Annotated in this window: 22 protein-coding genes; 10 read left to right on the forward strand and 12 right to left on the reverse strand. The window is 65.4% G+C overall.

The annotated features are described in order from the left end of the window. Positions 1-88: 88 nt before the first annotated feature. Entirely contained in the window at positions 89-1,636 is a 1,548-nt protein-coding gene (locus tag ABZ677_RS06770) for an MFS transporter (protein ID WP_358367835.1), read from the forward strand. Here the strand turns inward: ABZ677_RS06770 and treZ are convergent. The 4 genes from treZ to ABZ677_RS06790 are packed head-to-tail and all read right to left on the reverse strand — an operon-like array spanning position 1,609 to position 10,255. Then, positions 1,609-3,369, reverse strand: coding sequence for a malto-oligosyltrehalose trehalohydrolase (gene treZ / locus ABZ677_RS06775; RefSeq protein ID WP_358367641.1), 1,761 nt, complete (start codon positions 3,367-3,369; stop codon positions 1,609-1,611). The genes ABZ677_RS06770 and treZ overlap by 28 nt on opposite strands. An 11-nt stretch (positions 3,370-3,380) precedes the next feature. Next, positions 3,381-5,756: a malto-oligosyltrehalose synthase gene (treY, locus tag ABZ677_RS06780; protein WP_037192766.1), complete on the reverse strand. Its 2,376-nt coding sequence runs from the start codon at positions 5,754-5,756 to the stop codon at positions 3,381-3,383. Positions 5,757-5,759: 3 nt separating this feature from the next. After that, positions 5,760-8,051 (reverse strand): glycogen debranching protein GlgX, encoded by a 2,292-nt coding sequence (gene glgX, locus ABZ677_RS06785; protein WP_358367645.1) that lies wholly within the window; start codon positions 8,049-8,051, stop codon positions 5,760-5,762. Positions 8,052-8,107: 56 nt separating this feature from the next. Next, positions 8,108-10,255 carry an acyltransferase family protein gene (locus ABZ677_RS06790; RefSeq protein ID WP_358367648.1) on the reverse strand — a complete coding sequence of 716 codons (2,148 nt, stop codon included), beginning with the start codon at positions 10,253-10,255 and terminating at the stop codon, positions 8,108-8,110. A gap of 293 nt (positions 10,256-10,548) precedes the next feature. Here ABZ677_RS06790 and ABZ677_RS06795 point away from each other — a divergent pair, with 293 nt between their 5' ends. Then, positions 10,549-11,763 carry an MFS transporter gene (locus ABZ677_RS06795; RefSeq protein ID WP_358367651.1) on the forward strand — a complete coding sequence of 405 codons (1,215 nt, stop codon included), beginning with the start codon at positions 10,549-10,551 and terminating at the stop codon, positions 11,761-11,763. A gap of 529 nt (positions 11,764-12,292) precedes the next feature. On the opposite strand, the gene ABZ677_RS06800 is transcribed toward ABZ677_RS06795, so the two are convergent. After that, positions 12,293-13,090 carry a MerR family transcriptional regulator gene (locus tag ABZ677_RS06800; protein ID WP_358367654.1) on the reverse strand — a complete coding sequence of 266 codons (798 nt, stop codon included), beginning with the start codon at positions 13,088-13,090 and terminating at the stop codon, positions 12,293-12,295. A gap of 148 nt (positions 13,091-13,238) precedes the next feature. Between ABZ677_RS06800 and ABZ677_RS06805 the strand changes: the two genes are divergently transcribed. Next, positions 13,239-14,105, forward strand: coding sequence for a sensor domain-containing diguanylate cyclase (locus ABZ677_RS06805; RefSeq protein ID WP_358367657.1), 867 nt, complete (start codon positions 13,239-13,241; stop codon positions 14,103-14,105). A 6-nt stretch (positions 14,106-14,111) separates the two neighbouring features. On the opposite strand, the gene ABZ677_RS06810 is transcribed toward ABZ677_RS06805, so the two are convergent. Beyond that, complete coding sequence (locus ABZ677_RS06810) at positions 14,112-14,708, reverse strand: CHAP domain-containing protein (RefSeq protein WP_358367660.1); 597 nt, start codon at positions 14,706-14,708, stop codon at positions 14,112-14,114. Positions 14,709-14,755: 47 nt separating this feature from the next. On the opposite strand from ABZ677_RS06810, the gene ABZ677_RS06815 reads away from it, so the two are divergent. Further along, complete coding sequence (locus ABZ677_RS06815; protein ID WP_037192754.1) at positions 14,756-15,532, forward strand: NAD-dependent deacylase; 777 nt, start codon at positions 14,756-14,758, stop codon at positions 15,530-15,532. A 55-nt stretch (positions 15,533-15,587) separates the two neighbouring features. Here ABZ677_RS06815 and ABZ677_RS06820 read toward each other — a convergent pair whose 3' ends face one another. From ABZ677_RS06820 to ABZ677_RS06835, 4 genes are all read right to left on the reverse strand, one after another. Then, a complete protein-coding gene (locus ABZ677_RS06820; RefSeq protein WP_358367663.1) occupies positions 15,588-16,649 on the reverse strand; it encodes an ABC transporter permease in 1,062 nt (353 codons plus the stop codon). Further along, entirely contained in the window at positions 16,646-17,506 is an 861-nt protein-coding gene (locus ABZ677_RS06825) for an ABC transporter ATP-binding protein (protein WP_358367666.1), read from the reverse strand. Before ABZ677_RS06825 ends, ABZ677_RS06820 begins: the two co-directional genes overlap by 4 nt. Beyond that, positions 17,503-17,904, reverse strand: a complete 402-nt coding sequence (locus ABZ677_RS06830) for a GntR family transcriptional regulator (protein WP_358367668.1) — start codon at positions 17,902-17,904, stop codon at positions 17,503-17,505. The genes ABZ677_RS06825 and ABZ677_RS06830 overlap by 4 nt, the downstream gene beginning before the upstream one ends. A gap of 70 nt (positions 17,905-17,974) precedes the next feature. Beyond that, complete coding sequence (locus tag ABZ677_RS06835; RefSeq protein WP_358367671.1) at positions 17,975-18,355, reverse strand: HTH domain-containing protein; 381 nt, start codon at positions 18,353-18,355, stop codon at positions 17,975-17,977. A 62-nt stretch (positions 18,356-18,417) separates the two neighbouring features. Between ABZ677_RS06835 and ABZ677_RS06840 the strand changes: the two genes are divergently transcribed. The 3 genes from ABZ677_RS06840 to ABZ677_RS06850 all read left to right on the forward strand — a co-directional run bounded on the left by ABZ677_RS06840 (position 18,418) and on the right by ABZ677_RS06850 (position 21,578). Beyond that, on the forward strand, positions 18,418-18,807 hold the full coding sequence (locus tag ABZ677_RS06840; RefSeq protein WP_358367673.1) for a hypothetical protein: 390 nt from the start codon (positions 18,418-18,420) through the stop codon (positions 18,805-18,807). A 67-nt stretch (positions 18,808-18,874) separates the two neighbouring features. After that, positions 18,875-21,178, forward strand: a complete 2,304-nt coding sequence (secA2, locus tag ABZ677_RS06845; protein WP_358367676.1) for an accessory Sec system translocase SecA2 — start codon at positions 18,875-18,877, stop codon at positions 21,176-21,178. Then, on the forward strand, positions 21,171-21,578 hold the full coding sequence (locus ABZ677_RS06850; protein ID WP_358367678.1) for an META domain-containing protein: 408 nt from the start codon (positions 21,171-21,173) through the stop codon (positions 21,576-21,578). Before secA2 ends, ABZ677_RS06850 begins: the two co-directional genes overlap by 8 nt. Positions 21,579-21,582: 4 nt before the next feature. Here ABZ677_RS06850 and ABZ677_RS06855 read toward each other — a convergent pair whose 3' ends face one another. Continuing rightward, on the reverse strand, positions 21,583-22,170 hold the full coding sequence (locus ABZ677_RS06855; protein WP_358367680.1) for a TetR/AcrR family transcriptional regulator C-terminal domain-containing protein: 588 nt from the start codon (positions 22,168-22,170) through the stop codon (positions 21,583-21,585). A gap of 125 nt (positions 22,171-22,295) precedes the next feature. Between ABZ677_RS06855 and bioB the strand changes: the two genes are divergently transcribed. Genes bioB through ABZ677_RS06870 form a run of 3 tightly spaced genes read left to right on the forward strand, consistent with a single transcriptional unit; the run spans position 22,296 to position 24,135 of the window. Next, positions 22,296-23,288 (forward strand): biotin synthase BioB, encoded by a 993-nt coding sequence (bioB, locus tag ABZ677_RS06860; RefSeq protein WP_358367682.1) that lies wholly within the window; start codon positions 22,296-22,298, stop codon positions 23,286-23,288. 22 nt (positions 23,289-23,310) lie between these two features. After that, complete coding sequence (locus tag ABZ677_RS06865; protein ID WP_094635420.1) at positions 23,311-23,535, forward strand: hypothetical protein; 225 nt, start codon at positions 23,311-23,313, stop codon at positions 23,533-23,535. Between the two features lie 9 nt (positions 23,536-23,544). Continuing rightward, positions 23,545-24,135, forward strand: coding sequence for a DUF2567 domain-containing protein (locus ABZ677_RS06870; protein WP_037193483.1), 591 nt, complete (start codon positions 23,545-23,547; stop codon positions 24,133-24,135). A gap of 10 nt (positions 24,136-24,145) precedes the next feature. Here the strand turns inward: ABZ677_RS06870 and ABZ677_RS06875 are convergent, their stop codons facing one another. Beyond that, the gene (locus ABZ677_RS06875) at positions 24,146-24,844 is read right to left on the reverse strand and encodes an NUDIX domain-containing protein (protein WP_037193481.1); all 699 of its coding nucleotides are present in this window, start codon (positions 24,842-24,844) and stop codon (positions 24,146-24,148) included. Positions 24,845-24,851 lie beyond the last annotated feature (7 nt).

The raw sequence follows: 24,851 nt of genomic DNA on the forward strand, positions 1-24,851 counted from the left end.
CCGGCTGGACGGTTGGTGCTCGCAGGCGTTTCGGACCCGGCCATCGCCGGCGCACCGAGCGCAGAACGTAGGAGATGTAGTGAGTGACATGCGCACCGGATCGGTGCACGAGGTAGCCGGGGGATCCGAGCACCGGGCGACCCCTCGGGACTGGCTCGGTTTGGTGGTGCTGGCGTTCGCGGTGCTGCTCATCGCTGTCGATGGCACCGTCCTCGATCTGGCACTGCCGTTCATCAGTTCGGACTTGGCACCGACCAGCAACCAGCTGCTGTGGATCATCGACGTCTACTCGTTCGTCCTGGCCGGCCTGCTCATCACCATGGGCACCCTCGGCGATCGCATCGGCCGTCGCCGATTGCTACTGATCGGAGCAGCGGGTTTCGGTATCGCCTCGCTCGTCGCCGCTGTGTCGACCAGCGCCGAGATGCTCATCGCGGCGCGGGTGTTGCAAGGTATTTCCGGCGCGACCTTGATGCCCGCGACGCTCGGCCTGATCAGGACCATCTTCCTGAACCCGCGTCAGCGTGTCGCCGCCATCGGCGTGTGGGGCGCGATGGCGGGTGGCGGTGCTGCGGCCGGTCCACTCGTGGGCGGTTGGCTGCTCGAGCACTTCTGGTGGGGCTCGGTGTTTCTCATCAACATCCCCGTGATGATCGTGCTGATCGTGCTCGGGCCACTGGTGATTCCCGAGTCCAAGGATCCGAATCCGGGCCGCTTCGACCTCACGAGTTCGGCGCTGTCGATGCTCGCCATCGTGCCCGTGGTGTTCGCGGTGAAAGAAACCGCAGCGCACGGATTCGACGTGGTGTACCTGCTCTCCGCTGTGATCGGTGTGATCGCCGGCTTCGTGTTCGTCCGCCGGCAGCGGACCCTCGCCGCGCCGATGATCGACCTGAGGCTGTTCGCGAACCGGGCGTTCTCGACGGGCGTCGCCACGAACTTCCTGTCGGTGTTCGCCCTCGCCGGGGTGCTGTTCTTCGGCTCGCAGTACCTGCAGCTCGTACTCGGCAACAGCCCGCTCGAAGCCGGATTGTTGCTGCTACCGGGCACGGCCGCCAGTATCGTCACCTCACTGCTGGTTGCGGTGCTGGTTCGATACTTCAGCGCGGGAACGGTTCTCGGCGTCGCGATGTTCGTGGCCGCCGCGGGCGCAGGCCTCCTGGTCGGCCTCGCAACCGACAGCGGCCCGGCGTTGTTCATCGCCGGATTCGTCCTCGTCGGAGCGGGAGTCGGTGTCGCGCTGACGCTGACCTCCGAGTTGGTCGTCAGCTCCGTCGAACCCGAACGAGCGGGAGCTGCCTCGGCGGTGTCGGAGACCGCGTACGAGCTGGGTATCGCGTTGGGTGTCGCCGTGCTCGGCACCGTGGTGATGGCCATCTTCCGTCGCGGAATCGACGTCACTCAGTTGACCCCCGAGCTCGGAGCCAAGGCAGGCGAGACACTCGGCGGCGCGGATGCGGTGGCTCGTGAGTTGCCGGACTCGGTGGCGACGGTTCTGCTCGATTCCGCACATGCTGCGTTCGTATCGGGCATGCATGTCGCGGCCGTCGCCACCGCGGTGGTGCTGGCGATCACCGCCGTGTTCGTCCTGGTCAATCTACGCAGGCGTCAGGACTCCAGCACGACGACGGAGTGACCAGGAACCGTGGTGGCGGAGCCGGTCCGGTCCGAGGTCGTCGGCTCCCACTCGAGCAGTGCGGAGCCGCCGACCGGCACCGTCACCGCGGATTCGGACAGGTTGCACACCACGCTGATGCGGCCTCGGCGAACGACGATCCACTTCGCGTCCTCGTCGTACTCCACCTTCACGTGGTCGAGCCACGGATCGGTCAATTCGGTCCGGTCACGGCGCAGCCGCAACAGATCGCGGTAGACGGCCAACAGTCGCGCATGATCGCCGTCGCCCAGCTCCGCCCAGTTCAGCTTCGATCGCGTGAACGTCTCGGGATCCTGCGGATCCGGGATGTCGCTCTTGTCCCAACCGTGCTCGGCGAACTCCGCTTTGCGCCCCTCTGCGGTGGCCTTGCCCAGCTCGGGCTCGGGGTGCGAGGTGAAGAACTGGAACGGCGTCGACGCTCCCCATTCTTCGCCCATGAACAGCATCGGAGTGTAGGGCGAGGTCAGCACCAGGGCGGCCTTGATCGCGAGCTGGCCGGGGGAGAGGTAGAAGCCCGGTCGGTCGCCGATCGCACGGTTGCCCACCTGGTCGTGCGTGGTCGTGTAGGTCACCAGGGAGCTGGCCGGGATTCGTCGGGTGTCGAGCGGGCGACCGTGGATACGGCCCCGGAAACTCGAGTACGTTCCGGCGTGAAAGAAGCCCTGCCGCAGCGTGTTCGCAAGCCCCTGCAGCGAACCGAAATCGCCGTAGTAGCCCTGCCGCTCACCGGAGACCGCGGCGTGGATCGCATGGTGGATGTCGTCGTCCCACTGGGCGTCGAGTCCGTAACCACCGCCCGACCGAGCGGTGATCAGCATCGGATCGTTGAGATCGCTCTCGGCGATCAGGGTCAGTGGCCGACCCAGATGTGCCGAGAGGCTTCGGGTTTCGATCGACAGCTGTTCGAGCAGGTGCACCGCAGTGTGGTCGACGATCGCGTGTACTGCGTCGAGTCGCAGCGCGTCGATGTGGAACTCGGAGAACCACCGCAGCGCGTTGTCGAGGGCGTAGCGCCGCACCTCGCCCGAGTCGGCCTCGGCGTAGTTGATCGCCTGGCCCCAACTGTTGGCACCCTCGGTCATGTACGGGCCGAAGCGGTCCAGGTAGTTGCCGGACGGGCCGAGGTGGTTGTAGACCACGTCGAGAACGACGCCGATGCCGCGGCCATGGCAAGCATCGACCAAGCGCTGCAAGCCTTCCGGGCCGCCGTACGTCTCGTGCACGGTGTACCAGAGCACACCGTCGTAGCCCCAGTTGTGCACGCCGTTGAACCCGTTGACCGGCATGATCTCCACGAACGTCACGCCGAGGTCGACCAGATGATCGAGCTTGGTGATGGCCGCGTCGAACGTGCCCTCGTCGGTGAACGTGCCGATGTGCAGCTCGTAGATCGACGAGCCGGGCAGTTGCCGTCCGGTCCAGGCCGCGTCGGTCCACAGCGTCGGATCGACTTCGAAGACCTGGGACAGCTCGTGTACGCCGTCGGGCTGCCGAGGCGACCGCGGATCCGGGAGCGCCTTGTCTGCGTCGTCGAGCAGGAAGCCGTAACGACTCGTCGGGCTGCAGTCGACATCCGCGTGCCACCACCCGTTCGAGGAGCGCTGCATCGGATGCACCGTGTCGTCGAGCTGGAGGCGGACCGTCTCGGGCGTCGGCGCCCAGACCTGGAACCGACGAGTCGCTGCCGGTGATGTCGCTGCTGTCGATGTCACTGCTGTCGATATCACTGTGTCACCGCTTCTTCGTTGTCGCGCACCAGAAGTGCGACCGGGAGTGAGGCGAACACCTCGGCCACCGACACGGTGCCGGTGTGTTCGACGTCGGTGATCCGATCGCGCCAGCGGCCGTCGGGCAGGGACACGGTTGTCTCACCCCAACCCTGCTCGGAGACGCCGAGTGAGAGTCTGGTGGCCAGTGCGATCACGTCGGCGTTGCCGGCCAGTGGGCCACGCGCGAATCCGACGAGGTGCTCGGCCGCGGATCCGTTCGCGACGATGGGGGTGTAGGTTCCGCCGACGAAACTCTCGGGTCGCTCGCGTCGCACGTGCAGTGCGGAGCGAACGACGGCGAGCTTGGCAGCACCCGTATCGACCGAGAGCGCAGCGGAGTTCGACGCGGCGAGCATAGATCGACGGACCGAGTAGTCGACGGGCCGTCTGTTGTCGGGGTCGACGAGCGAGTCCTCCCACAACTCGGTGCCCTGGTACACATCGGGGATACCGGGCCCGGCCAGGTTCAACAGTTTCTGACCCAGTGCGTCGGAATGGCCGTGCGGAGCCAGCTTCTCGACGAGCATCGACATCGAACGCGCGACGGCACCGTCGAAGATCGCGTCGAGCCAGCTGTGTACCGCGGACTCGAATTCCTCGTCCGGATCGGTCCACGTCGTGCGAAGGGCTGCCTCGCGGATCGCCTTCTCCGCGTAGGCGTGGACGCGTTCACGCAACGAGGAGGTGACCACGCCGTCCGTCGGCCAGACTCCGAACAGGTTCTGCCACAGGAACATTCCAGTGGTGCCGTCGGGGCTCGGGGCCAGTTCTTCCCAGTCGGTGATGCATCGGGCCCACAGTTCGGGAGTCTGCGACAGCACGCCGATGCGCGCTCGCACATCCTCGCCTCGCTTGGTGTCGTGAGTCGACAGCGTGGTCATCGCAGCAGGCCAACGCTTCGCGCGGTCCGCATTGGTGAGATGGAAGAACTCTGTGCTGCAACCGAATCGGCTGGGATCGCCGCCGACCTCCTGCAGCGAGATGAGCCGGTTGGCGCGGTAGAACAAGCAGTCCTCGACGCCCTTGGCGGTGACGGCACCGCACACCTGATCGAATCGCACCGGCGATTCGGCACCGCCGATGAGAGCTGTCGTCAATGCACCGAGACCGGCTGCCAGTTCGGGCTGCTCCTCGCCGATCTCCGCGATCACGCCGGGCAGGACGCGGGCGAGCGGCGCGTAGTCGGTCCTGTACACGGGAACGGCCGCGACGACTGCGACGATCGCGTCGATGACGGACTCGAGATCGACGCTCGTGCCGGACTCGCGCACGACGGCCCGCGCGAGGCGTCGTACCTCCGGGGACAGATCCCCGCGGGCGACACCGGTCTTGAGGTCGAGTTCCGTCTCGTGCAGCGTCTCGCTGTCGTAGGCGATGCCCGAGCGCACCTGGGACAACGCGGTGAGCGCGTGCACGCCCTCGGGGTCGACGAACACTCCGCCGACTGCGGCCAGGGCGTCGTATCCGGTCGTGCCGTCGACGGGGAGCGACTCGTCCAACGGTTCGCCGTCGGCGAGAATCTTCTCGATGACCAGCCACCGATCGGGGCCGAGAAGTCCGCGTAGTTCGGTGAGGTAGCCGGCGGGGTCGGCCAGACCGTCGGGATGGTCGACGCGAAGTCCGTCGATCAGACCGTCCTCGATCCAACCGGCCACCTGACGATGGGAGTCGGTGAAGACGTCGAGGTCTTCCTGCCGGATTCCCGCCAGGCCGTTCACCGAGAAGAACCGTCGGTACCCGATCAGCCCGTCGGACCAGCTCACCAGTCGGTACGACTGACGGTCGTGCACTGCCTGCGCGTCGCCGCTGTCCGTGCCGTCGGCGATAGGGAAGCGGTGCTCGTAGAACGCGAGCAGAGGCTGGTCCTCGGAGCGGTCGACGGTCAGCTCGCCGACGTCGCTCGCGCTACCCAGGACGGGGATGGCGATCTTGCCGTCGACGCCGTTGTCGGCTCCGAAGTCGATGTCGAAGTACGTCGCGTACTCGGAGTCGCGACCACGCCGCAGTACGTCCCACCACCATCCGTTCTGCCGCGGATCCTCCACTCCGACGTGGTTGGGCACGATGTCGACGATGATCCCCATGCCCAGTTCGGCAGCACGAGAATGCAACTGCGTCAATGCCTCTCGGCCCCCGAGTGCGGCCGAGACAGTCGAGGTGTCGGTGACGTCGTAACCGTGGGTCGAGCCCTCGGTCGCAGTGAGGATGGGCGACAGATAGAGGTGGGTGACCCCGAGGTCGTGTAAATAATCGACCACGTCGGAGGCGTCGGCCAGGGTGAAGGCATCGCCCCGCAGTTGTAACCGGTATGTACTGGTGGGCAGCGGCATATGTCAGGCAGTCTTTCGTAGAACGAGCAAGGAACGAGCGGTGACTTCCACCGGTGTACCCGCTTCGATCGATTTCTCACTTGTCCCGGTTCGCGACGCGGTGTTCAGCGCCACCGTCCACTCCTTGGCGTAGTTTCCGTCCGGGGTCACGAACTCGATGGTCTCGTGATGTGCGTTGAAGCACAACAGGAACGAGTCGTCCACCACGCGCTCGCCGCGCTGGTTCGGTTCCGGGATTCCGTCACCGTTGAGGAACACGGTGAGCGATTTGCCGAATCCGCTGTCCCAGTCCTCCGGAGTCATCTCCTCGCCCGCGGGGGTGAGCCAGGCGATGTCTCGGGCCTGCTCGCCGGTTCGAATGGGACGGCCCTCGAAGAACCGTCGACGCCGGAACACCGGGTGCTCGGCACGCAGCGCGATGGCGTTGCGGGTGAACTCGATCAGTTCGGCGTTCTTCTCGGCCAACGACCAGTCCATCCAGGCCAGTTCGGAGTCCTGGCAGTAGACGTTGTTGTTGCCCTGCTGAGTGCGCGCCATCTCGTCGCCGTGGGCGATCATCGGCGTGCCCTGGCTGAGCAGCAACGTCGCCATGATGTTGCGGATCTGGCGAGCACGCAGGTCGAGGATCTCCGGATCGTCCGTCGGGCCCTCGACGCCGCAGTTCCACGAGCGGTTGTGGCTCTCGCCGTCGTTGTTGTCCTCGCCGTTGGCGTCGTTGTGCTTGTCGTTGTACGACACCAGATCGTTGAGGGTGAACCCGTCGTGCGCGATGACGAAGTTGATGCTGGCACCGGGGCGACGGCCGGTGGCCTCGTACAGATCCGAGGATCCGGTCAGTCTCGACGCGAACTCGCCCAGCGTGGCCGGCTCGCCCCGCCAGTAGTCGCGCACGGTGTCGCGGTACTTGCCGTTCCATTCCGTCCACAGGCCGGGGAAGTTACCGACCTGGTAGCCGCCTTCGCCGACGTCCCAGGGTTCGGCGATCAGCTTCACCTGGCTGACGACCGGATCCTGTTGCACCAGATCGAAGAACGCGCTCAGGCGGTCGACGTCGTGCAGTTCGCGAGCCAGAGTGGACGCGAGGTCGAAGCGGAATCCGTCGACGTGCATCTCGGTGACCCAGTAGCGCAGTGAGTCCATGATGAGCTGCAGCGTGTGCGGGTGTCGCGCGTTGAGGCTGTTGCCGGTACCGGTGTAATCCATGTAGTGCTCGAGGTCGCCGTCGACGAGCCGGTAGTACGCGGCGTTGTCGATGCCGCGGAAGCTGATGGTCGGGCCCATGTGGTTGCCCTCGGCCGTGTGGTTGTAGACCACGTCGAGGATCACCTCGATGCCGGCGGCGTGGAACGAACGAACCATGGCCTTGAACTCGGTGACCGCGGCACCGGGGGACTTGTGTGAGGAGTACTCGGCGTGCGGGGCCAGGAAGCCGAATGTGTTGTAGCCCCAGTAGTTTCGCAGTCCCTTGTCCAGCAGAACCTGATCTTGCATGAACTGGTGCACCGGCATCAGCTCGATGGCCGTGACACCGAGGTGGTTGAGGTGGTCGATGATCACCGGATGCGCCAGGCCTGCATAGGTGCCGCGCTCGGATTCGGGGATGTCGGGATGGTTGATCGTCATGCCCTTGACGTGGGCCTCGTAGATCACCGTCTCGTGATACGGGCGCTTGGGGGCGCGATCGGCCTGCCAGTCGAAGAAGGGGTTGATCACGACGGTGGTCATCGTGTGTCCGAGCGAATCGTGCTGGGGGAAGTCGTTGTTCGGCACGTCGTCGTGCGCGATGGGAGCGTCCTCGATGATCTCGTCGTCGGGATCGGCGAGATCGGTGGCGTCCTCGAACGGGGCCTCGGCGTCGAGTGAATCCGCGGATTCCTCGTCGATCCGTACCTCGGCCTCGGGTTCGGGAGCCGGCGCGTCCATGTTGTACGAGAACAGCGATCGGTCGCCGTCGAACGATCCCTCGAACGCCTTGCCGTACGGATCGACGAGCAGCTTGCTCGGGTCACAGCGGTGCCCGGCTGCCGGATCCCATGGGCCGTGGACGCGGTAGCCGTAGCGCTGACCCGGTTCCACCGTGGGCAGATACGCGTGCCAGACGTAGCCGTCGGACTCCTCGAAGCGGATGCGGGTCTCGGTTCCGTCGTCGGCGATCAGGCACAGATCCACGGCCTCCGCGGCCTCGGAGAACAGTGCGAAATTGGTTCCTGCTCCGTCGTAGGTCGCGCCGAGCGGATAAGCGGATCCCGGCCATACTGCGATGGCAGGCGTGTCGTCGGAGGCTTCGTGCAGCATGGATCAACCCTACTGTGGCGGGTGGGCCCGGGCTTACCGAGCGCGACCAGCTCCGGTCACGGTCCGGCCCACCAGCCGGTGGCCGATCCGATCTGTCGGCCCAGCTCGGTGGTGAGAGTTCGCACGTAGGTCGCGGTGAGATGGTGTTCGTCACGGTAGATCAGAACGTTGCCCTGCTCGACGCGGCACACGGTGTCGTCGCACACGGCATCGGACAGGTCGAGAGCAGAGAACCCGGGCAGCTGGAACGAGGAGGCAAGGGCCGGGTTGACGGGGTCCAACGCCTCGTCCCTCGGGATACCGCACGAGGCGGCCGTGCCGCCGTCGGCGAGGCAGTCGATAGCCCGATACGCGAGCCACGGGGTGTCCCTGACACCCAGTATTCCCACTCCGTCGCCGATCAGTTGCTGCCATACCGAGGCGTACCAGTTGGGGGTGTAGTCGCCGGGAACGTCCTCTCGGGGGCGGGTGGCGGTGGTGAACACGTAGTCCGGCTGCATCGCGGCCACGTCGGCGAGCACGGTCTGCGTCCAATCCAGGCAGTCGGGGTACTCGTTGGGGCCGAGCATCGGCATCGTGTCCGTGCTCAACGGACAGCCCATCTTGAGAAACGTGACGACCTTGAAGCCGTGCCGGAGACCGAGTGTGTCGAGGGCCGTCACCCAGTGTTCGGCATGTGAACTGCCTGCCAGCACGATCGTTCGGTCCGAGTCGACGTCGCCGTAGGTGCACGAGATCGCGTCCCGCGTCTCGAAGTCCGCGATGCAGCCCTCGAGGGTGGTGACGGGGAGATCCTCGGGAGCGGAGTAGAGCGGCGGACTGATGTCGGCAGGCTCCACGCGAATCCCGTCGGTGAGTTCGAGCGCTCCGGGGTGAGTCAGTTCGTCGACCGATCCGTCCGCCTGCACCGCGGTGATCGACCGATCGATGTAGACGTTCCATCCGACCGAGCCGGCCGTCACTGCGACTGCGGCGATCGTCGCGGTCGCAGTCACCGCGATGCGTCCTGGTGTGAACGTGCTCGACTGGGTGGGGCGCTCGACGAGACGGACTGTGAGCCATGCCAGTGCGACCGAGGCTCCGATGATGCCGAGACCGCCGAGTACGTCGGCGTGGGGCCGGCCGGTGGCCGACAGATAGAAGATCAGCAGCGGCCAGTGCCACAGGTACAGCGGAAACGCGATCGATCCGACCCAGGCGAAGAACCGATTGGAGAGCGTGGCCGCGACGGCGGTCTCGGAGCCGGCGACGATCAACGCGATGGTGGCCAACACCGGAACGAGGGCCAGGGGGCCGGGAAAGGCAGTCACTCCGTCGACCACGAAGCCGCACCCGACGATGACGGTCATGCCGACCACGGCGAGAACCGAGCGCACGGTCGACGACGAGCGGGGGTATCGCGACGACGTCTCGGCCGGACCGTGGCTTCGTGTGGCGAACACGGCGGCGACGGCGGCACCGAGCATGATCTCCCAGAGCCGCGCACCGGTGTCGTAGTAGTTCCACGCCTGATGGCGTTGCACACCGTCTGCTGCGTAGACGAAGGACACCACCGCTATCACGGCGAATATCGCCGCGAACGTCTGCGGTCGAAGGCTTCGTGGTCCGTCGGGACGCACGGTGCGTCGTATCCACGCGAGACCGAACACGACGGCAATGGCCAGTAGATAGAACTGGAACTGCACGGCCACCGACCACAGGTGCTGCAGTGGGCTCACCGAGGGGTCGGCCGCCAGGTAGTCGTTGGCCGTCGTCGCCAGCTGCCAGTTCACGTAGTAGAAGACACCGGAGACCAGTTGATCGCCCAGGTCGGCCCAACGAGTGCGCGGCAGCAGGAACACCGATGCGACGGCAACCGCAAGCAATGTGATCAGCAGGGGAGGCCCGAGCCTGCGCAGCACCCGCGTGATCCGGGTGAACGGATTCAGGCTTGCCCCGGCCTCGGCCGATCGAAGCAGAGATGCGGTGAAGAAGAAGCCGGACAGTGTGAGGAATACATCGACGCCGCCCGAGACCCGACCCATCCAGATGTGGAAGACGACAACGAGGGCGATCGCGACACCGCGCAGGCCGTTGAGATCTCGGCGTTGCGGTGGCCGATGCGTACCGCTGGGCGGAGAATCTGCATCCCCCTGAGCCGCAACAACCGGGGCCGAGGTATCGGCGACCGAATCGGTGCCGGCTCTGCTGTGGGGTACGTGCATGGAGGAGAAGTGACTTCCCGGCTGTGTATCGACCACTCGGTCGGGGGTCGCGGACGGTGGTACCCGATCTTGATGAGACCGGGATTCTGGGGCAAACAATACGTGTACGTGAGGTGAAGTACTCCTCGGAGTCTGCTTTGCCGCAATCGGCCCAGTTCGGGGGCGGTTTCGGGCGCATTGCGCATCGTACGGCTTGCGCATGTATGAGGCGTATGCAAGCATTTATCAAGCGCGTGCAACTAAACGCGATAGCTCGATAAATGCGTACGCATCTTCCATTCAGGAGTTCAGACATGCCACTCGGCTTGCTCGCCCTCGCCATCGGGGGATTCGGAATCGGTTTGACCGAATTCGTCATCATGGGCCTACTGCCCGAAGTCGCGGCCGATTTTGCGGTCACCGAGGCCACCGCCGGCTGGCTCATCACCGGCTACGCGCTGTCCGTCGTCGTCGGGGCACTGTTCGTCACCGCAGCCGCGACACGGTTTCCTCGCAAGAACGTCCTGCTCGCACTGATGTGCCTGTTCATCGTCGGCAATCTCGTTTCCGCACTGTCGAGCAGCTACGAGATGATGCTGTTCGGCCGCGTCGTCGCAGCGCTGTGTCACGGAGCGTTCTTCGGCATCGGTGCCGTCGTCGCGGCGAGCCTGGTCGAGCCGGCGAAGAAGGCCGGAGCCATCGCCATGATGTTCGCCGGCCTCACCGCCGCCAATGTCCTGGGAGTTCCGTTCGGGACGTTCCTGGGTCAGAACCACGGTTGGCGCTCGACGTTCTGGGCGATCACGGTGATCGGCATCGTCGCGTCGATCGGCATCGCCGCCCTCGTTCCTCGCGACACCGGGAGCGGTGAGGTGAGCAATCTGCGGCGAGAGTTGCGCGCGTTCCGATCGGTGCAGGTATGGCTGTCCATCGTGGTCACGGTGCTCGGGTACGGCGGCATGTTCGGTGCGTTCACGTACATCGCGTTCACGCTCACCGACGTCAGTGGCTTCGCGTCGAGTTCGGTGCCGTGGCTCCTCGTGCTGTTCGGCGGCGGGTTGTTCGTCGGCAACTATCTCGGCGGCAAGGCGGCAGACCGCAACCTCACCGGCACGCTGACGATTCTGCTCGGTGCGCTGACCGTCGTACTCGTCTTCTTCGCGCTCACCGCGGAGAGTCGTCCGGCGACGATCGCATCTCTCGTGCTCATGGGTGCGTTCGGCTTCGCAACGGTCCCGGGGCTGCAGATGCGGGTGATGTCGTTCGCATCCGACGCTCCGACGATGGCGTCCGGCGCGAACATCGCCGCGTTCAATCTCGGAAACGCGTTGGGCGCGTGGCTCGGCGGTGTCACGATCTCGGCCGGTCTCGGCTACACCTCGCCCATCTGGGCCGGATCCGGCATCACCGCGGCGGCCTTGATGGTGTTGTTGTTCGCGACCGGTCTGCTCCGACGCGCCGACGCGAATCCGATCGCGGGGGCGGGCCGATCGAGCGCTGCAACCAGTGCCGCGGGATCGTCCACCTGAAGGCCGAAGGAGTGGGCGCTGCCCTCGACCCTCCACCGCTGCAGGGGCGCGGGCACGGCAACCGTTGTAGCGCAGGACAAATCGATGTCGACGGTGGTGCCGTCCTGATTCGGTAGGACGAGTCGGCCGCCGTCGAGCGTCGGCGACACGACGCCGTAGCGGCGGTGGATTCGGGCGGAGACGATGGTCGCTCGGTCCACCGTCGCGACGACCTTCCCGGAGGTTCGCAGAGTGAGCGTGGTCGGCGAGAGAACGTGAGGATGGACGCGGGCCAGCGCGACCGACGAGGTGAGCACCATCAGTGACGCCACCGACAGAGCTGCGAGGACTGCACTGATCCACAGCACCGGAATCAGCAGATGCAGAACGACCATCTCGATGACGGTGACGACGCCGAACATCACCGGCATCGCAAGAGTTCCGCGTACCGCGGTGAACACTGCCGAATCCGCGCCGATCGGCGCATGCCGTCGACGGCCCCACAGCAGCAATGCGTGCCATCTGCCGACCCGGACCGGGGTGTGGACCGTCATCGAGCAGCACCGGGGCGGCTGGGTTCGCTGGTCTGCAGACGTGCGATGGCTTCGATGATCACTGCGCGCTGAGCGGGATCGGGCACGATGTCGTCGATACTCAGCGGGCCGGTCTCGTGGGTGGAGACCTCCGGCTCCGCCGAAACGAGAGCGGGAATATCGAGCACTGACGCCAATTCTGCTGCGAGCGAATCGATGTCGGCTGCGGCATCGTCGACCCCTCGGCCTTCGAGCGCGCTGAATCTGCGCAGGAGCGCCAGATACTTCACCCGGGTGTCGGGATCGGCCAGCGTCGCTGTCATCGACTCGAAGAACGACGAGGGGACGGTGCCCGAGATCGCCATCACCTCGAGCAGGTCACGCTCACGGAGCAACGCTTCGCGGTCGGTCTCGGCAGCGGCATCGATCAACGCGGCCAGTGTGTCCGCCGCATCGCGCGGCAGCGCGGTGAGTGGACGATGCTCGACGGCGTCGTCGAGCAGGGCCGACAAGCGAGTGTGCCGGTGCGCCAGAGCTTTCTGCTGCGATTCGATACCGGACAACAGAGCGCGTAGATCGGCGACCACGTCGCTCTCGTCCGCCTCGGACCGGTCGAGGGCGGCAGCTATCGCGCCGAGAGGCATTCCGCAGTCGGCAAGCCAACGGATTCTCATCAGTCGAACCACGTCGTCGATCGCGTACTCGCGATAGCCGTTGGACAGACGGCGTGGCTCACCGAGCAGGCCGAGACGGTGATAGTGCCGCACTGTTCGAGGTGTCGTTCCGGCGGCGTCGGCCAGGGATCCGATTCTCATGTGTTCAGTGTGAACCGTGACGCTACGTCAAGGTCAAGATCGGCAGCGCCCTGCTCACAGGCAGCCCCTGTGCGACGCACCGAGTATTCTCGGTGGTCCGTGCGATTCGACGTGGTTCGCACTGTTCGAGGAAGAGACCTGGCTGAAGATGGTCGACACCGATCGTTGGTATCGGGAGATGTTCGAGGCCAGCACGGTCGGTTTGGCACTGGCCGACGAGAACGGACTGTTGGTTCTCGCGAACGAGGCGTACGCGGCAATCGTCGGTTGTCCGCGTCATCTGTTGGCCGGCCGCTCCTCTCGCGAATTCACCCATCCCGACGATCTGGCCCAGCACGCCGCCATGGAACAGATCATGGACGACGCCAAGGCGCGTGGGGAATCGGTCCACGTCGAGAAGCGCTACCTGCATCCGGACGGCACGGTGCGGTGGGGATGGATCTCGGCCAGTGAGGTCCCCAGCCCCAGGGGCATTCGGTGGACGATGGCCGTCGTGCACGACATCACCGATCGTCGGCGCCTCGAGGACGACCTCCGCCAGGCCGCGCACACCGATGCCCTCACCGGATTGCTCAACCGGCGTGGATGGCGCGATCGGCTGCATCAGTTGACGACACCGCGTGCTGCCGGTGTCGCACTGGCTCTGGCGATGGTCGACTTCGATCGATTCAAGTCGTACAACGACAAGTACGGTCACGGACGCGGTGATCGGCTGTTGATTCAGTTCTCTGCTGCTGCCGAGGACCTGCTCGGCAGTCGAGCCTCCATCGCCAGGTGGGGCGGCGAGGAATTCGCTCTCGTCATGCCCGATGTGGGTCCGACGACCATGTCGGCCGTGCTTGCCGAGTTGTCGGCGGTCGTGCCCGACGGACAGACATTCTCTGCCGGCTACACGACACTGCGTGTGGGGGAGTCCGTCGACGACTGCTTCGACCGCGCGGACATGTTGCTCTACCGAGCAAAACGCGACGGTGGTGCGCGTTCGTACGGGGACGCAGCCGCGATTCCGACGTGACGACCGTCAGTTCTGCAGGCGACCGAATCCGACGACCCCGGAATCGGATGCGTAGTGCAGCGTGTGCACCCTGATCTTGCCGGCTTCGTTGCCGCCGACGGTGATGGCCTCGTCGCCGTCCACCGCGACGATCACGTTGGTGTGTTGGCCGGCCCAGCTGGTGTTGTCGTAGAGCACCACATCGCCCACCGAAGGCGTGTAGCCACCGACCGCTTCGAATCGGCCCTGCTCCTGGTAGTACTCCTGCAGGGTGTAGACGCCGGGAATCCGCCACGAACCCGAATTGGGGTTCGACAACGGCAGGCCCGCCTCCTTCATGATCCAGCTGACGAAATCCGCGCACCACGCTTCGTCGACACCCTCGGCGTAGAACGTCCCCGGCCGCTGCTGCTCGTGCTCGGTACGGAGGAGTTCGACCACACGGGCCTGATCGGTGGTCAGCTCGCCGGCGTTCACCTCGGGGAACGCTTCGGTGTCCCACGGGAGATACCGGCTCGGTGCCAGCCACAGAATTCCGACCGCCACCACGACGACGACAGCGGCGCAGGCCGCCGACCACAGGGGCCAGCGTCGTCGAGTGCGCGCGGTGGTGTCGATGCTCATGCGACCACGGTAGCGCGACGTGCCACACCGCTCGGCACAATGACCGTGTGACCACTTCCGAGAATCAGTCGCCCGTTGCCGTTCCGCAGCCTGTCGTGGACTCCGCACGAGAGGCGTCGCGGATCACCGTACTGACCGGCGCAGGCATGTCCGCCGAGTCGGGGATCGCCACATTCCGGGACGCCCAGAGCGGGTTGTGGAAGGACTTCGACCCCAAGGATCTCGCCAGCCCGGAGGGGTGGCTGGCCGACAGTGACCTGGTGTGGGGCTGGTATCGATGGCGAGCCGAATTGGTCCGACGCTCCGAGCCCAACGCCGGTCACGTGGCACTGGCTCAATGGCAGGCCCGCGCGCACGTCGACATCGCCACCCAGAATGTCGACGACCTCCACGAGAGGGCCGGGGCCACAGTTCTCGCGCACGTGCACGGCAGCCTGTTCGAGCCGTATTGCAGCGACTGTGGGACACGAGCGCAGTTCGACGGTGCCGCCGATGCTCCGGCCGAGGCCGATCAGCGGGTTCCGCCGCCGGAGTGCCCGCTGTGCGGTGGGTTGATCAGGCCGGGAGCGGTGTGGTTCGGCGAATCGCTGCCCGAGGCCGCGTGGGAGGCGGCCGAGGACGCGGTGCGCACTGCCGACCTCGTTCTCGTCGTCGGCACGTCGGGAGTGGTGTACCCGTTCGCCGGGCTGCCTGCGATCGCGCGCAGCGCCGGAGCGACGGTGGTCGAGATCAACCCGGTCGAGACCGAGGTCTCGGACATGGCCGATCACCGGTGGCGCACCACGGCCGCGACGGGATTGCCTGCATTGGTTGCCCAACTTTGATCCGCCACATCAGGCCGGTGGCCACTCGCCGCTTCGTCTGATGACGGACCCGCCGTCACGGGCGTAGTCGCCGAACCAGCAGCAGCGAAAGCCCACCGAGCAGGCCGGCGATCACCAGGGCCAGGGCTGTCTCGATCGCTTGGAATCGCCAGAACGGTCGATCCTCGTGGTACTTCGTCTCGAAGGCCTCGGCACCCTGGGCGCGGATGCAGTCGATCTCGATTCTGGCGTTGTTCGCGCGCTGACGATCGGAGTACTGCTCGTATTCTGCGACCGTCTCGAATTCGCTCATGTCTCTGTAGTCGTCGGGCCAGTCACACTGCTGCAGGTCGATGGCTACGGCATCACCGTGTCGATCGACGTAGTCCGACGAGACGTTCCACCGCGGATAGATCCTGATCGAATCCATCGGCAGATAGAAGTCAGGGGTGCCGCCGTACATGTCGCCCACCTTCTGCTCCACCGTCAGTCGCTCGACTTCGGGGTTCGCGTAGTGCTCGCGGATCTGCGTCGGCAGCAGCGCCAGGAACGCAGTGGACACGACGAGGGTCGTGATCATCGCGGCGATCGTGTTCCTCATGGCCAGCGCGCATGCTGCGCCGAGCATCAGTCCCACAGCCGTGTACGCGCCTGCTACGAACCCCGTTGCCCCGAATGTCGGGAAATCCAAGCGCGATTCGCCGGTGCTCATGAACGTGAACGATCCTGGGGAGGTGCGATATTTCGCCCAGTACAGGGCGCAGCCGAGCAGTGCCATGGCGAGCATCGTCGGTACGAACACGACGAGCACGCGCACTCCGTACCACCGTCGTCTGCTCACCGATTGGGTCAGACCGAGTACGTGAGTTCGACGTTCGAGATCGCGGGAGAACACGGTGACCCCGACGAAAGTTCCGAGCACGACCGGGAGGGCGATCGTGAGAAGAATCGCCAGGCTCTGCGCGGTCTCCGCTGTGCAGTAGTCCTCACCGATCCCGAGGCAGCCCTGCAGCGCGGGAATCGGTGCCACACCGCCGTCGATCAGCGTGATGGCAATCGTGATGGCCGCCAACAGCAGTGGGGTCAGCACTCCGAACAGAATCGTCGCGCGGAACTGTCTCCACGTTACCCAGATCATGCCGCTACCGCCGCTCCGAGGTGGGCGAGCACGACGTCGTCCAGGGTTGCGTCTTCGACGCTCCAGCCCGGTGGCGTCGTCTCCGGCCGGGTGCCGTGGACGACGAACACTGCTGCGCTGGAACCGGATACGTCGGAGACGATGGTTCCGTCGTCGACGGTGGGTTCGGCATCGGTGCTCCCGACGAGCAGGTAGTGCTCGGCCGTGATGGTGTCGAGTTCGCCGTCGAGTCGAATTCTCCCGTCGCGCAACAGGAGTAGTCGATCGGCGACGTCGACCAGTTCGGACAGAACGTGTGAGGACAGGACGATCGTCGTGCCGTTCTCTGCTGCGTCGCGCATCAGCGTTCGGGCCACAGCACGTCGGGCGACGGGATCGAGGTCTGCGAGCGGCTCGTCGAGTAGAAGTACCTCCGGTCGTCGGCCCAGCGCCAGCGCCAGAGCGACGCGGGTGCGGTGACCGGGGGAGAGAGCTTTCACTCGCGCCGAGACGGAGATTCCGGCCGCATCGACGAGCTCGGCGGCGTAGGCATCGTCCCAGTGCACGTTGGTGTTTCGGCCGAATCGCAGCATGTCGTCGACGGTGAAGTGGGGGTAGAGGGGCTTGTGCTGGGCCAGATAGGACAGGCCGGGCGCTATTCCGCGTTGGCCCACGACCTCACCGAGCACTCGGATGGATCCGGCGTCCGGTGCGAGCAGCCCGACTGCCAATGACATCAGAGTCGACTTACCTGCACCGTTGGAGCCGACGAGTGCTGTGACGCTTCCTTTTTCGATGTCGAACGAGCAGCCGTCGAGTACGGCCCTGCGTCGGAACGACTTGACCACCTCGTCCATGGTGAGAACCGCGTCGGTCATGAATCGCTTCCTTCGGGTCGGTCGAATTGTGTGTCGAGTGCTGCGGTGACGATGGCCTCGAGGTCCGGTCTGTCCAGTCCTGCTGCGAGGCAGTGGCGAATCCAGCGGCCGAGTTCGGCCTCGAGCGCCGACCTCTCGGCCATGCCGGGTTTCGCCAGCGAGGCGACGACGAAGGTTCCCGATCCGGTCCGTGGTTCGACCAGGCCTTCGCGCTCCAGTTCGCGGTAGGCCTTGAGCACGGTGTTCGGGTTGATGGCCAGTGCCGTGACCACGTCTTTCGCCGTCGGGAGCTTGTCGCCGACGGCGAGTGATCCGAGGCGCAGGGCCTGTTTGGTCTGCAGTATCAGCTGGACATAGGTGGGGATGCCGGACCGACGATCGATGCGGTACGCGATCATCAAGACCCTTTCACTAGTTGATTAGTGGAAGACGGTAATGCGGACTCCGCGGTTTGTCCAGATCTCACGGTCACTCGGTGGTCAATGCCTCGATCAGAGCGCTCATTGCCGATGCGGCACTGTCGGTTTCGCTGGGTCCCAGGGCGGCGAGGCTGGCGATGAGTGCTGCTATCTCGGGGGCGGTCAACCGCACCGGCCGGGGCCAGGCGACACTCGCCAGCCGAGAACCGCCGTGCACACCCGGCACCGCATCGACAGGAACCCCGGACTCACGCAACCGGGCGAGGTCGCGTTCGACGGTGCGCACGGAAACCCCGAGCCGCTGCGCGAGTTCGGGCGAGGTCAACGGCGCAGCCGCCGACCCCAGCCATTCGATGATCCGCTGCTGACGCGCGACACGGCGCAGGGTGAGCACGCTGTCGAGCGACCGGGGCGCATTCTCCTTCGGCACCGCTCGAATTCTTCCCGATTCCCGACATAGCCCTGACGGGAATGAGTCCTACCGTTGTCGATATGACACCTGACACCGAATCGATCGACAGTTTCTTCGCTCGTTATACGGGGTACCTGACCTCGGGGGATCTCGACGGTCTGGCCGAGATCTACAACTACCCGGCTCTGGCGGTCAAGGCACGTGGATGTGCGGCGATCGCCGATCCGCAGCAGACTCGAGAATTCTTTCGGCAGGGGCAGACCTACTATCGGTCGCGCGGAATCGAGGGTGTGCGGGCCCGCGACATCGTCACCGAGGCAGAGGTGCCGGGTATCTGGGTCGGGCATCTTCTTCTGGAGAACCTCGACTCCGACGGCTCGCCGGTGGGAACCGAGCGCAATGCCTATCAGGTGGTGACGCTGGACGACGGCACGCGCCGGATCGCGGTGACGACGCCGCTCGATGCCTAGCGCTGGGCGGGGCCGCACTCGGTACTGTGGGTGGGAACGGTTCTTCTTTCTCAGGTAGGGATTACAGATGGCTTTGGGCTCCGACCGATTCTGGCGTGTACTCGGCCGCTCAGCGCAGAAGGCGCAGAGCACCTCGCTTCGACGCGTCGACCGAGCCCAGGAGCACGCGGAGTGGGCAGCTGCCCTGAGCGAGAGCGAGTTGGCCTCCGAGGCGACCGCTCTGCGCGTCGACGATGCCGAGCGTCTCGACGTTCCGCGGTATCTGGCATTGACGCGCGAGGCGAGCGAGCGTGCGCTGAACCTACGGCCCTTCGATGTGCAGTTGCACGGCGCCGTGCGATTGCTCGCCGGTGACGTGGTGGAGATGGCGACCGGCGAGGGCAAGACGTTGGCCGGTGCCATCGCTGCCGTCGGATACGTGCTGTCCGGGCGCTCGGTGCACGTCATCTCGGTCAACGATTTTCTCGCGCAGCGTGACGCGCAGTGGATGCAGCCGCTGTTCGAGTCCCTCGGCATCACCGTCGGTTCCATCGGCGAGTCGTCGACGGCACAGGATCGACGTACCGCCTATGCCTGCGACATCACCTATGCCTCGGTCAACGAGATCGGTTTCGATGTTCTGCGCGATCATCTGGTGAACGATCGAGACGATCTGGTCGCGCCCGTGCCGGACGTTGCCCTGATCGACGAGGCCGATTCCGTGCTGGTCGACGAGGCGCTCGTGCCGCTGGTGTTGGCCGGTTCGGTCTCCGGTGACGTCTCGACATCGACGGTCATGGAGGCAGTCCGGTTGTTGGACAAGGGAGTCGATTTCGACACCGATGCCGAAGGACGCAACGTGTTCCTCACCGACGAGGGCGCGCTGCGGATGGAGAAGGAACTGGGCGGAATCGATCTGTACTCCGAGCATCACGTCGGGACGACGTTGGTGGCGGTCAATGTGGCACTGCACGCCCAGGTGCTGGTCCAGCGCGACGTCGATTACATCGTCCGTGACGGCCGGGTGCAGCTGATCAACGCCTCGCGTGGCCGAGTGGCCGAACTGCAGCGCTGGCCGGACGGTTTGCAGGCCGCGGTCGAGATCAAGGAAGGGCTCGCCCCCACCGAGACCGGTGAAATTCTCGACACCATCACCGTGCAGGCGTTGATCAATCGGTACGCAACGGTGTGCGGTATGACCGGTACGGCCATGGCGGCGGGGGAGCAGCTTCGCACGTTCTACGGCCTCGGCGTCTCGGTCATTGCGCCCAATGTGCCGACGGTGCGCGTCGACGAAGACGACCGTGTGTACGACACGATCGAGCACAAGAACGCTGCAATTGCGCTGCAGGTGAAGGACATTCACGAGACCGGTCAGCCGATTCTCATCGGCACCCACGATGTCGCCGAGTCCGAGGCGCTGGCCGAGACGCTCACCGCGTCGGGCGTGGAGGTGGTGGTGCTCAATGCCAAGAACGACGCAGAGGAAGCGGCGGTCATCGCCGCGGCGGGTGTGCACGGCGCGGTGACGGTGTCGACCCAGATCGCCGGGCGCGGAACCGACATCAAGCTCGGTGGTCCCGACGGTGCCGATCGCGAACGTATCGCCGAGCTCGGCGGACTGTTCGTTCTCGGCACCGGTCGACACACCACCGAGCGACTCGACAATCAGCTTCGAGGACGCGCAGGCCGGCAGGGTGATCCAGGCCGGTCACTGTTCTTCGGCAGTTGGGAGGACGACGTCGTCGCGAACAACATCGGCGACAAGGACGCACCGAAGGGTATCGACGACAGCGGAAAGTTCACCTCGTCGGCAGCGGCCGACCGTGTCGATCACGCACAACGCATCGCCGAGGGGCAGATGCTCGAAATACATTCGCGCACGTGGCGCTACAACCAGCTGACGGCTCAGCACCGTGAGATCCTGGATCGCCGACGGGCCACGTTGCTCGACTCCGACGAGGCGTTGACGTTGCTCGAGCAGCACGCACCGACGCGCTCGAAGGAACTTCGCGAGACCGTCTCGGAGGAGACTCTGGTCGAGGTCGCCCGCCAGATCGTTCTCTACCACCTCGATCGATCCTGGTCGGACTACCTCGCGCATCTCGCCGACGTGCGCGAGAGCATCCACCTGCGCGCACTGGGCCGAGAGAATCCACTCGACGAGTACCACCGTATCGCGGTCGAGGCGTTCAAGACGGTGTCCTCCAAGGCGATGGATCTCTCGCACGCGACGTTCGAGTCGGCCGAAATCACCTCGGACGGAATCGATCTGGACGAAGCCGGCCTGCGTCGACCGACGTCGACCTGGACGTACATGGTGCACGACAACCCGTTCGCGTCCCGCGGAAATGCCGGTGCGGCCGGTCTGGGGCCGATTTTCGGTGGCTGACGCGCGGCGCGCGTTTCTCGCTCTCGCGTTGGGTGCGAGTGCGGTGGCCTCCGGGTGCGCCGACTCGTACGGCGAATTCCCGGCAGGCAAGTCGTACTCGTCGATCGAGGCACCCGACTCCTACACGCCGGTCGCCGGAACGACGGTCAGGCTCGAGTTCGTCGACGACAGAATCTCGGCCGAGGCGGGGTGCAACAGGTTGTTCGGCACCGTGGACACCTCGCAGGGCAGGATCACCGTCGACTCCCTCGGGTCGACGCGGATGGCCTGCCCGGAGGCGTTGATGGAGCAGGACATGTGGCTGTCGGCTTTCCTGACCTCCACTCCACTGTGGTCTCGGGACAACGGCACCATGACCTTGGACAACGGGAGTCAGCGCATCGTCTTCGCGGAATTCTGATCGATCAGCGGCGGATGCGGTCCGCCGCGGTGTGGCGTACTCCGTCGAGGAAGAGTTTCAGTCCGAAATCGAATCTGCTCGTCGGGTCGGGACTCTCGAAGAGCGGCGACGCGTCGGGCGTGAGGGCTCCGAGCGAGTCCATCTGGAGTCGTGACTGCTCGTCCACGGTCTGACCCAGGATGTAGTACAACAACGTGTCGGCGGTGAGTTCCGCGTCGCGGCGCGGCAGCCCCGCGCGAATGCACACGGCGGCAATACGTTCGCGAATGTGGTTGGTGGTCAGCCTCGACGCGTAGGTCGCGGCCACCAATTCCGCACCGTCGCGTCGGGAGAGCAGAGCATCGCGCAGCCGGTGCGCGATCTGTGCGATCTGTGCGTCCCACGAATCCTCGGTCGACGGTGCATCGGCACCCGAGAGTATGTGGTCGGCAATGGCACCGAGCAGCGTCTGCTTGTTGGGGAAGTGCCAGTACAGCGCGCCCGGCTGCACGTGCAGGGACGTCGCCAGACGCCGCATCGTCAGGTCTGCCAGGCCGTACTCGTCGAGAATGGCGATCGCGCCGTCCAGGACGTCCTGCCTGTTCAGTTGCACTGCTACCCCCAAGTCGTTCGACGCGTCTTCGCTTTGACAGTAGCCGAGCGCGGTGCCTAACGTGAACGCCGTTCAACTTGAACGGTGTTCAATGATGATGCCGTTCGACTACGAGGGGACCCGGAATGGACATTTTGCGCACGGCGCGTACACAGGTGCTCGGCGACGGCATCGCGCTCGACCGATCTCAGGTTCTCGAGGTTCTCGAGCTCGGCGACGACCGTCTCGAGGAGACGATGCTGTTGGCCCACGAGGTGCGGATGAAGTGGTGCGGGCCCGAGGTCGAGGTGGAAGGAATCATCAGCCTCAAGACCGGCGGGTGTCCCGAGGACTGCCACTTCTGTTCGCAATCCGGCCTTTTCGCGTCCCCGGTTCGTGCTGCGTGGCTCGATATCCCGTCGCTGGTCGAAGCCGCGAAGCAGACCGCGAAGACCGGAGCGACGGAATTCTGCATCGTCGCCGCGGTACGCGGACCCGACGCTCGGCTGCTCGCGCAGGTCGCCGCAGGTATCGAAGCCATCCGGAACGAGGTCGAGATCGATATCGCCTGCTCGTTGGGAATGCTCGATCAGGATCAGGTCGATCAGCTCGCGGCGATGGGTGTACATCGCTACAACCACAACCTCGAGACCTCCCGCTCGTACTTTCCGAACGTGGTGACCACCCACACGTGGGAGGAACGGTGGAACACACTGCGGATGGTGCGCGAGGCAGGCATGGAGGTGTGCTGCGGCGGAATTCTCGGTATGGGGGAGACCCTGGAGCAACGTGCCGAGTTCGCCGCCGATCTCACCGCACTCGAACCCGACGAGGTGCCCCTGAACTTCCTCAATCCAAGACCGGGAACCCCGTTCGGAGACCTCGATGTGCTGCCTGCATCCGATGCTCTGCGCGCCGTCGCCGCGTTTCGTCTCGCTCTGCCGCGCACGATTCTCAGATTCGCCGGTGGCCGCGAGATCACTCTCGGAGATCTGGGTGCCAAGCGAGGAATTCTCGGCGGCATCAATGCCGTCATCGTCGGCAACTACCTGACGACGCTCGGTCGTCCGGCAGAGCAGGATCTCGATCTTCTCGGCGAGCTGCAGATGCCGATCAAAGCGCTCAACTCGACTATCTGATGGGCGTATTAGGGTGGGTCGAATGACGAGCGAGACCCACTACGACCCGTACACCGGTCGGCCTGTCGACGCCGGAGCCGAGGCGGGTGCGGATTCGTTGTCGGTCGCCGTCCGGCTCGGGTTGGAGCCGCCGCGGTTCTGCGCAGAATGCGGTCGCCGCATGGTGGTCCAGATCGTCCCCGACGGGTGGACATCACTGTGCTCGCGTCACGGCCTCGTCGATTCGGCCGCGACGGGTAGGCGCTAGGTGGTGGTCATGTCGGACGTTCTCGAAACGCCACCGCGGAGCAGCACCGTTCGTGTGCTGTCGGTGGTCGTCGGAATCTCGGTGGCAGTGTCGGCTCTGGGCGGGGTGCTGTGGGGGTTCCTGGCACCGGCGCAGCAGTTGCTCGTGGTGGCGCAGGATCGCGGGGCGGCCCTGACCGGGGAGAGCCTGCACAGCTTCGACGGCCTCGCACTGTTCGCGTTCGTGTCCCTGGCCCTCGGTCTCGTTCTCCCGATCGGGTGGTGGCTGTGGAGATCGGAGCGGGGTCCGCGGCTGTTCGGTGCCGTCTTCGTCGGTGCACTCGCCGGCTCGGTCGCTGCGGTCCTGGTGGGCAACGGGATTGCTGCTCTTCGGTTTCCGAAGGCCGGCGACCCGGCGGTCGGGTCGATCGTCACCGTTGCGCCCAGTATCGATACTCCGCTGGTGCTGATCGTTCAGGCGCTGACGGCTTCGCTGGTGATCCTGCTGCTGGCGGCGATGAATCCCAACGACAATCTGCAACACACCGATCCCGATCCGGACGACCTCGATGTCGAGTTCTTCCCGCCGCCACCGTCGTTCGACTCGAATCGAGCCGACTGACAGCAGCAGTTCACGCCTGGGGTGGCCTCAGTGCGGCGAACTCGTCGGTGACTCGAATGCTGTTGTCGGCAAAGCGAAACAGTGCAGGCGGTCTGCCACCGGCCTTGCCGGACGGCGCGCGCCGTCCGGTGGGTTCGATGACACCGCGCCGGCTCAGCACCCGCTGCAGGTTGGTGGCATCGACCTGATATCCGAGTGCGGCACCGTAGATCTCGCGCAGCGACGAGATCGCGAAATCGACCGGAGCCAGTGCAAATCCGATGTTGGTGTACGAGAGTTTCGCGACCAGTCGATGTCTCGCGTGCGCGACGACGGTTCCGTGATCGAAGGACATGTCGGGCAGCGCCGAAACCGGGTGCCATGCGGTGTCCGAGGGGAGTGTCGGTTCTGCCGAGATCGGCACCAAGCCGAGGAAGGTCGACGCGATCCGCCGATCTCCCGGTACGCGTTCGGGTTCGCTGAAGACGGACAGCTGCTCGAGGTGCGCCACCGAGCGCACGTCGACCTTCTCGGCGAGCTGACGGCGCGCGGACGCGGCGAGATTTTCGTCGTCGCGCAGGGTGCCACCGGGCAGCGACCAGGTGCCGGCCTCGGGGTCGAGCGCGCGCTGCCACAGCAGCACCCCCAGTTCCGGGGCGTCGGGGTCGGAAAAGGGTCGAACTTGGAACACCGCGATGAGTACTTCGTGGACGGTGCTACGATGAATCATGTTTTCG

Origin of the sequence: Rhodococcus sp. NPDC006774, assembly GCF_040636045.1 — a bacterium.
Taxonomy (GTDB): Bacteria; Actinomycetota; Actinomycetes; order Mycobacteriales; family Mycobacteriaceae; genus Rhodococcoides.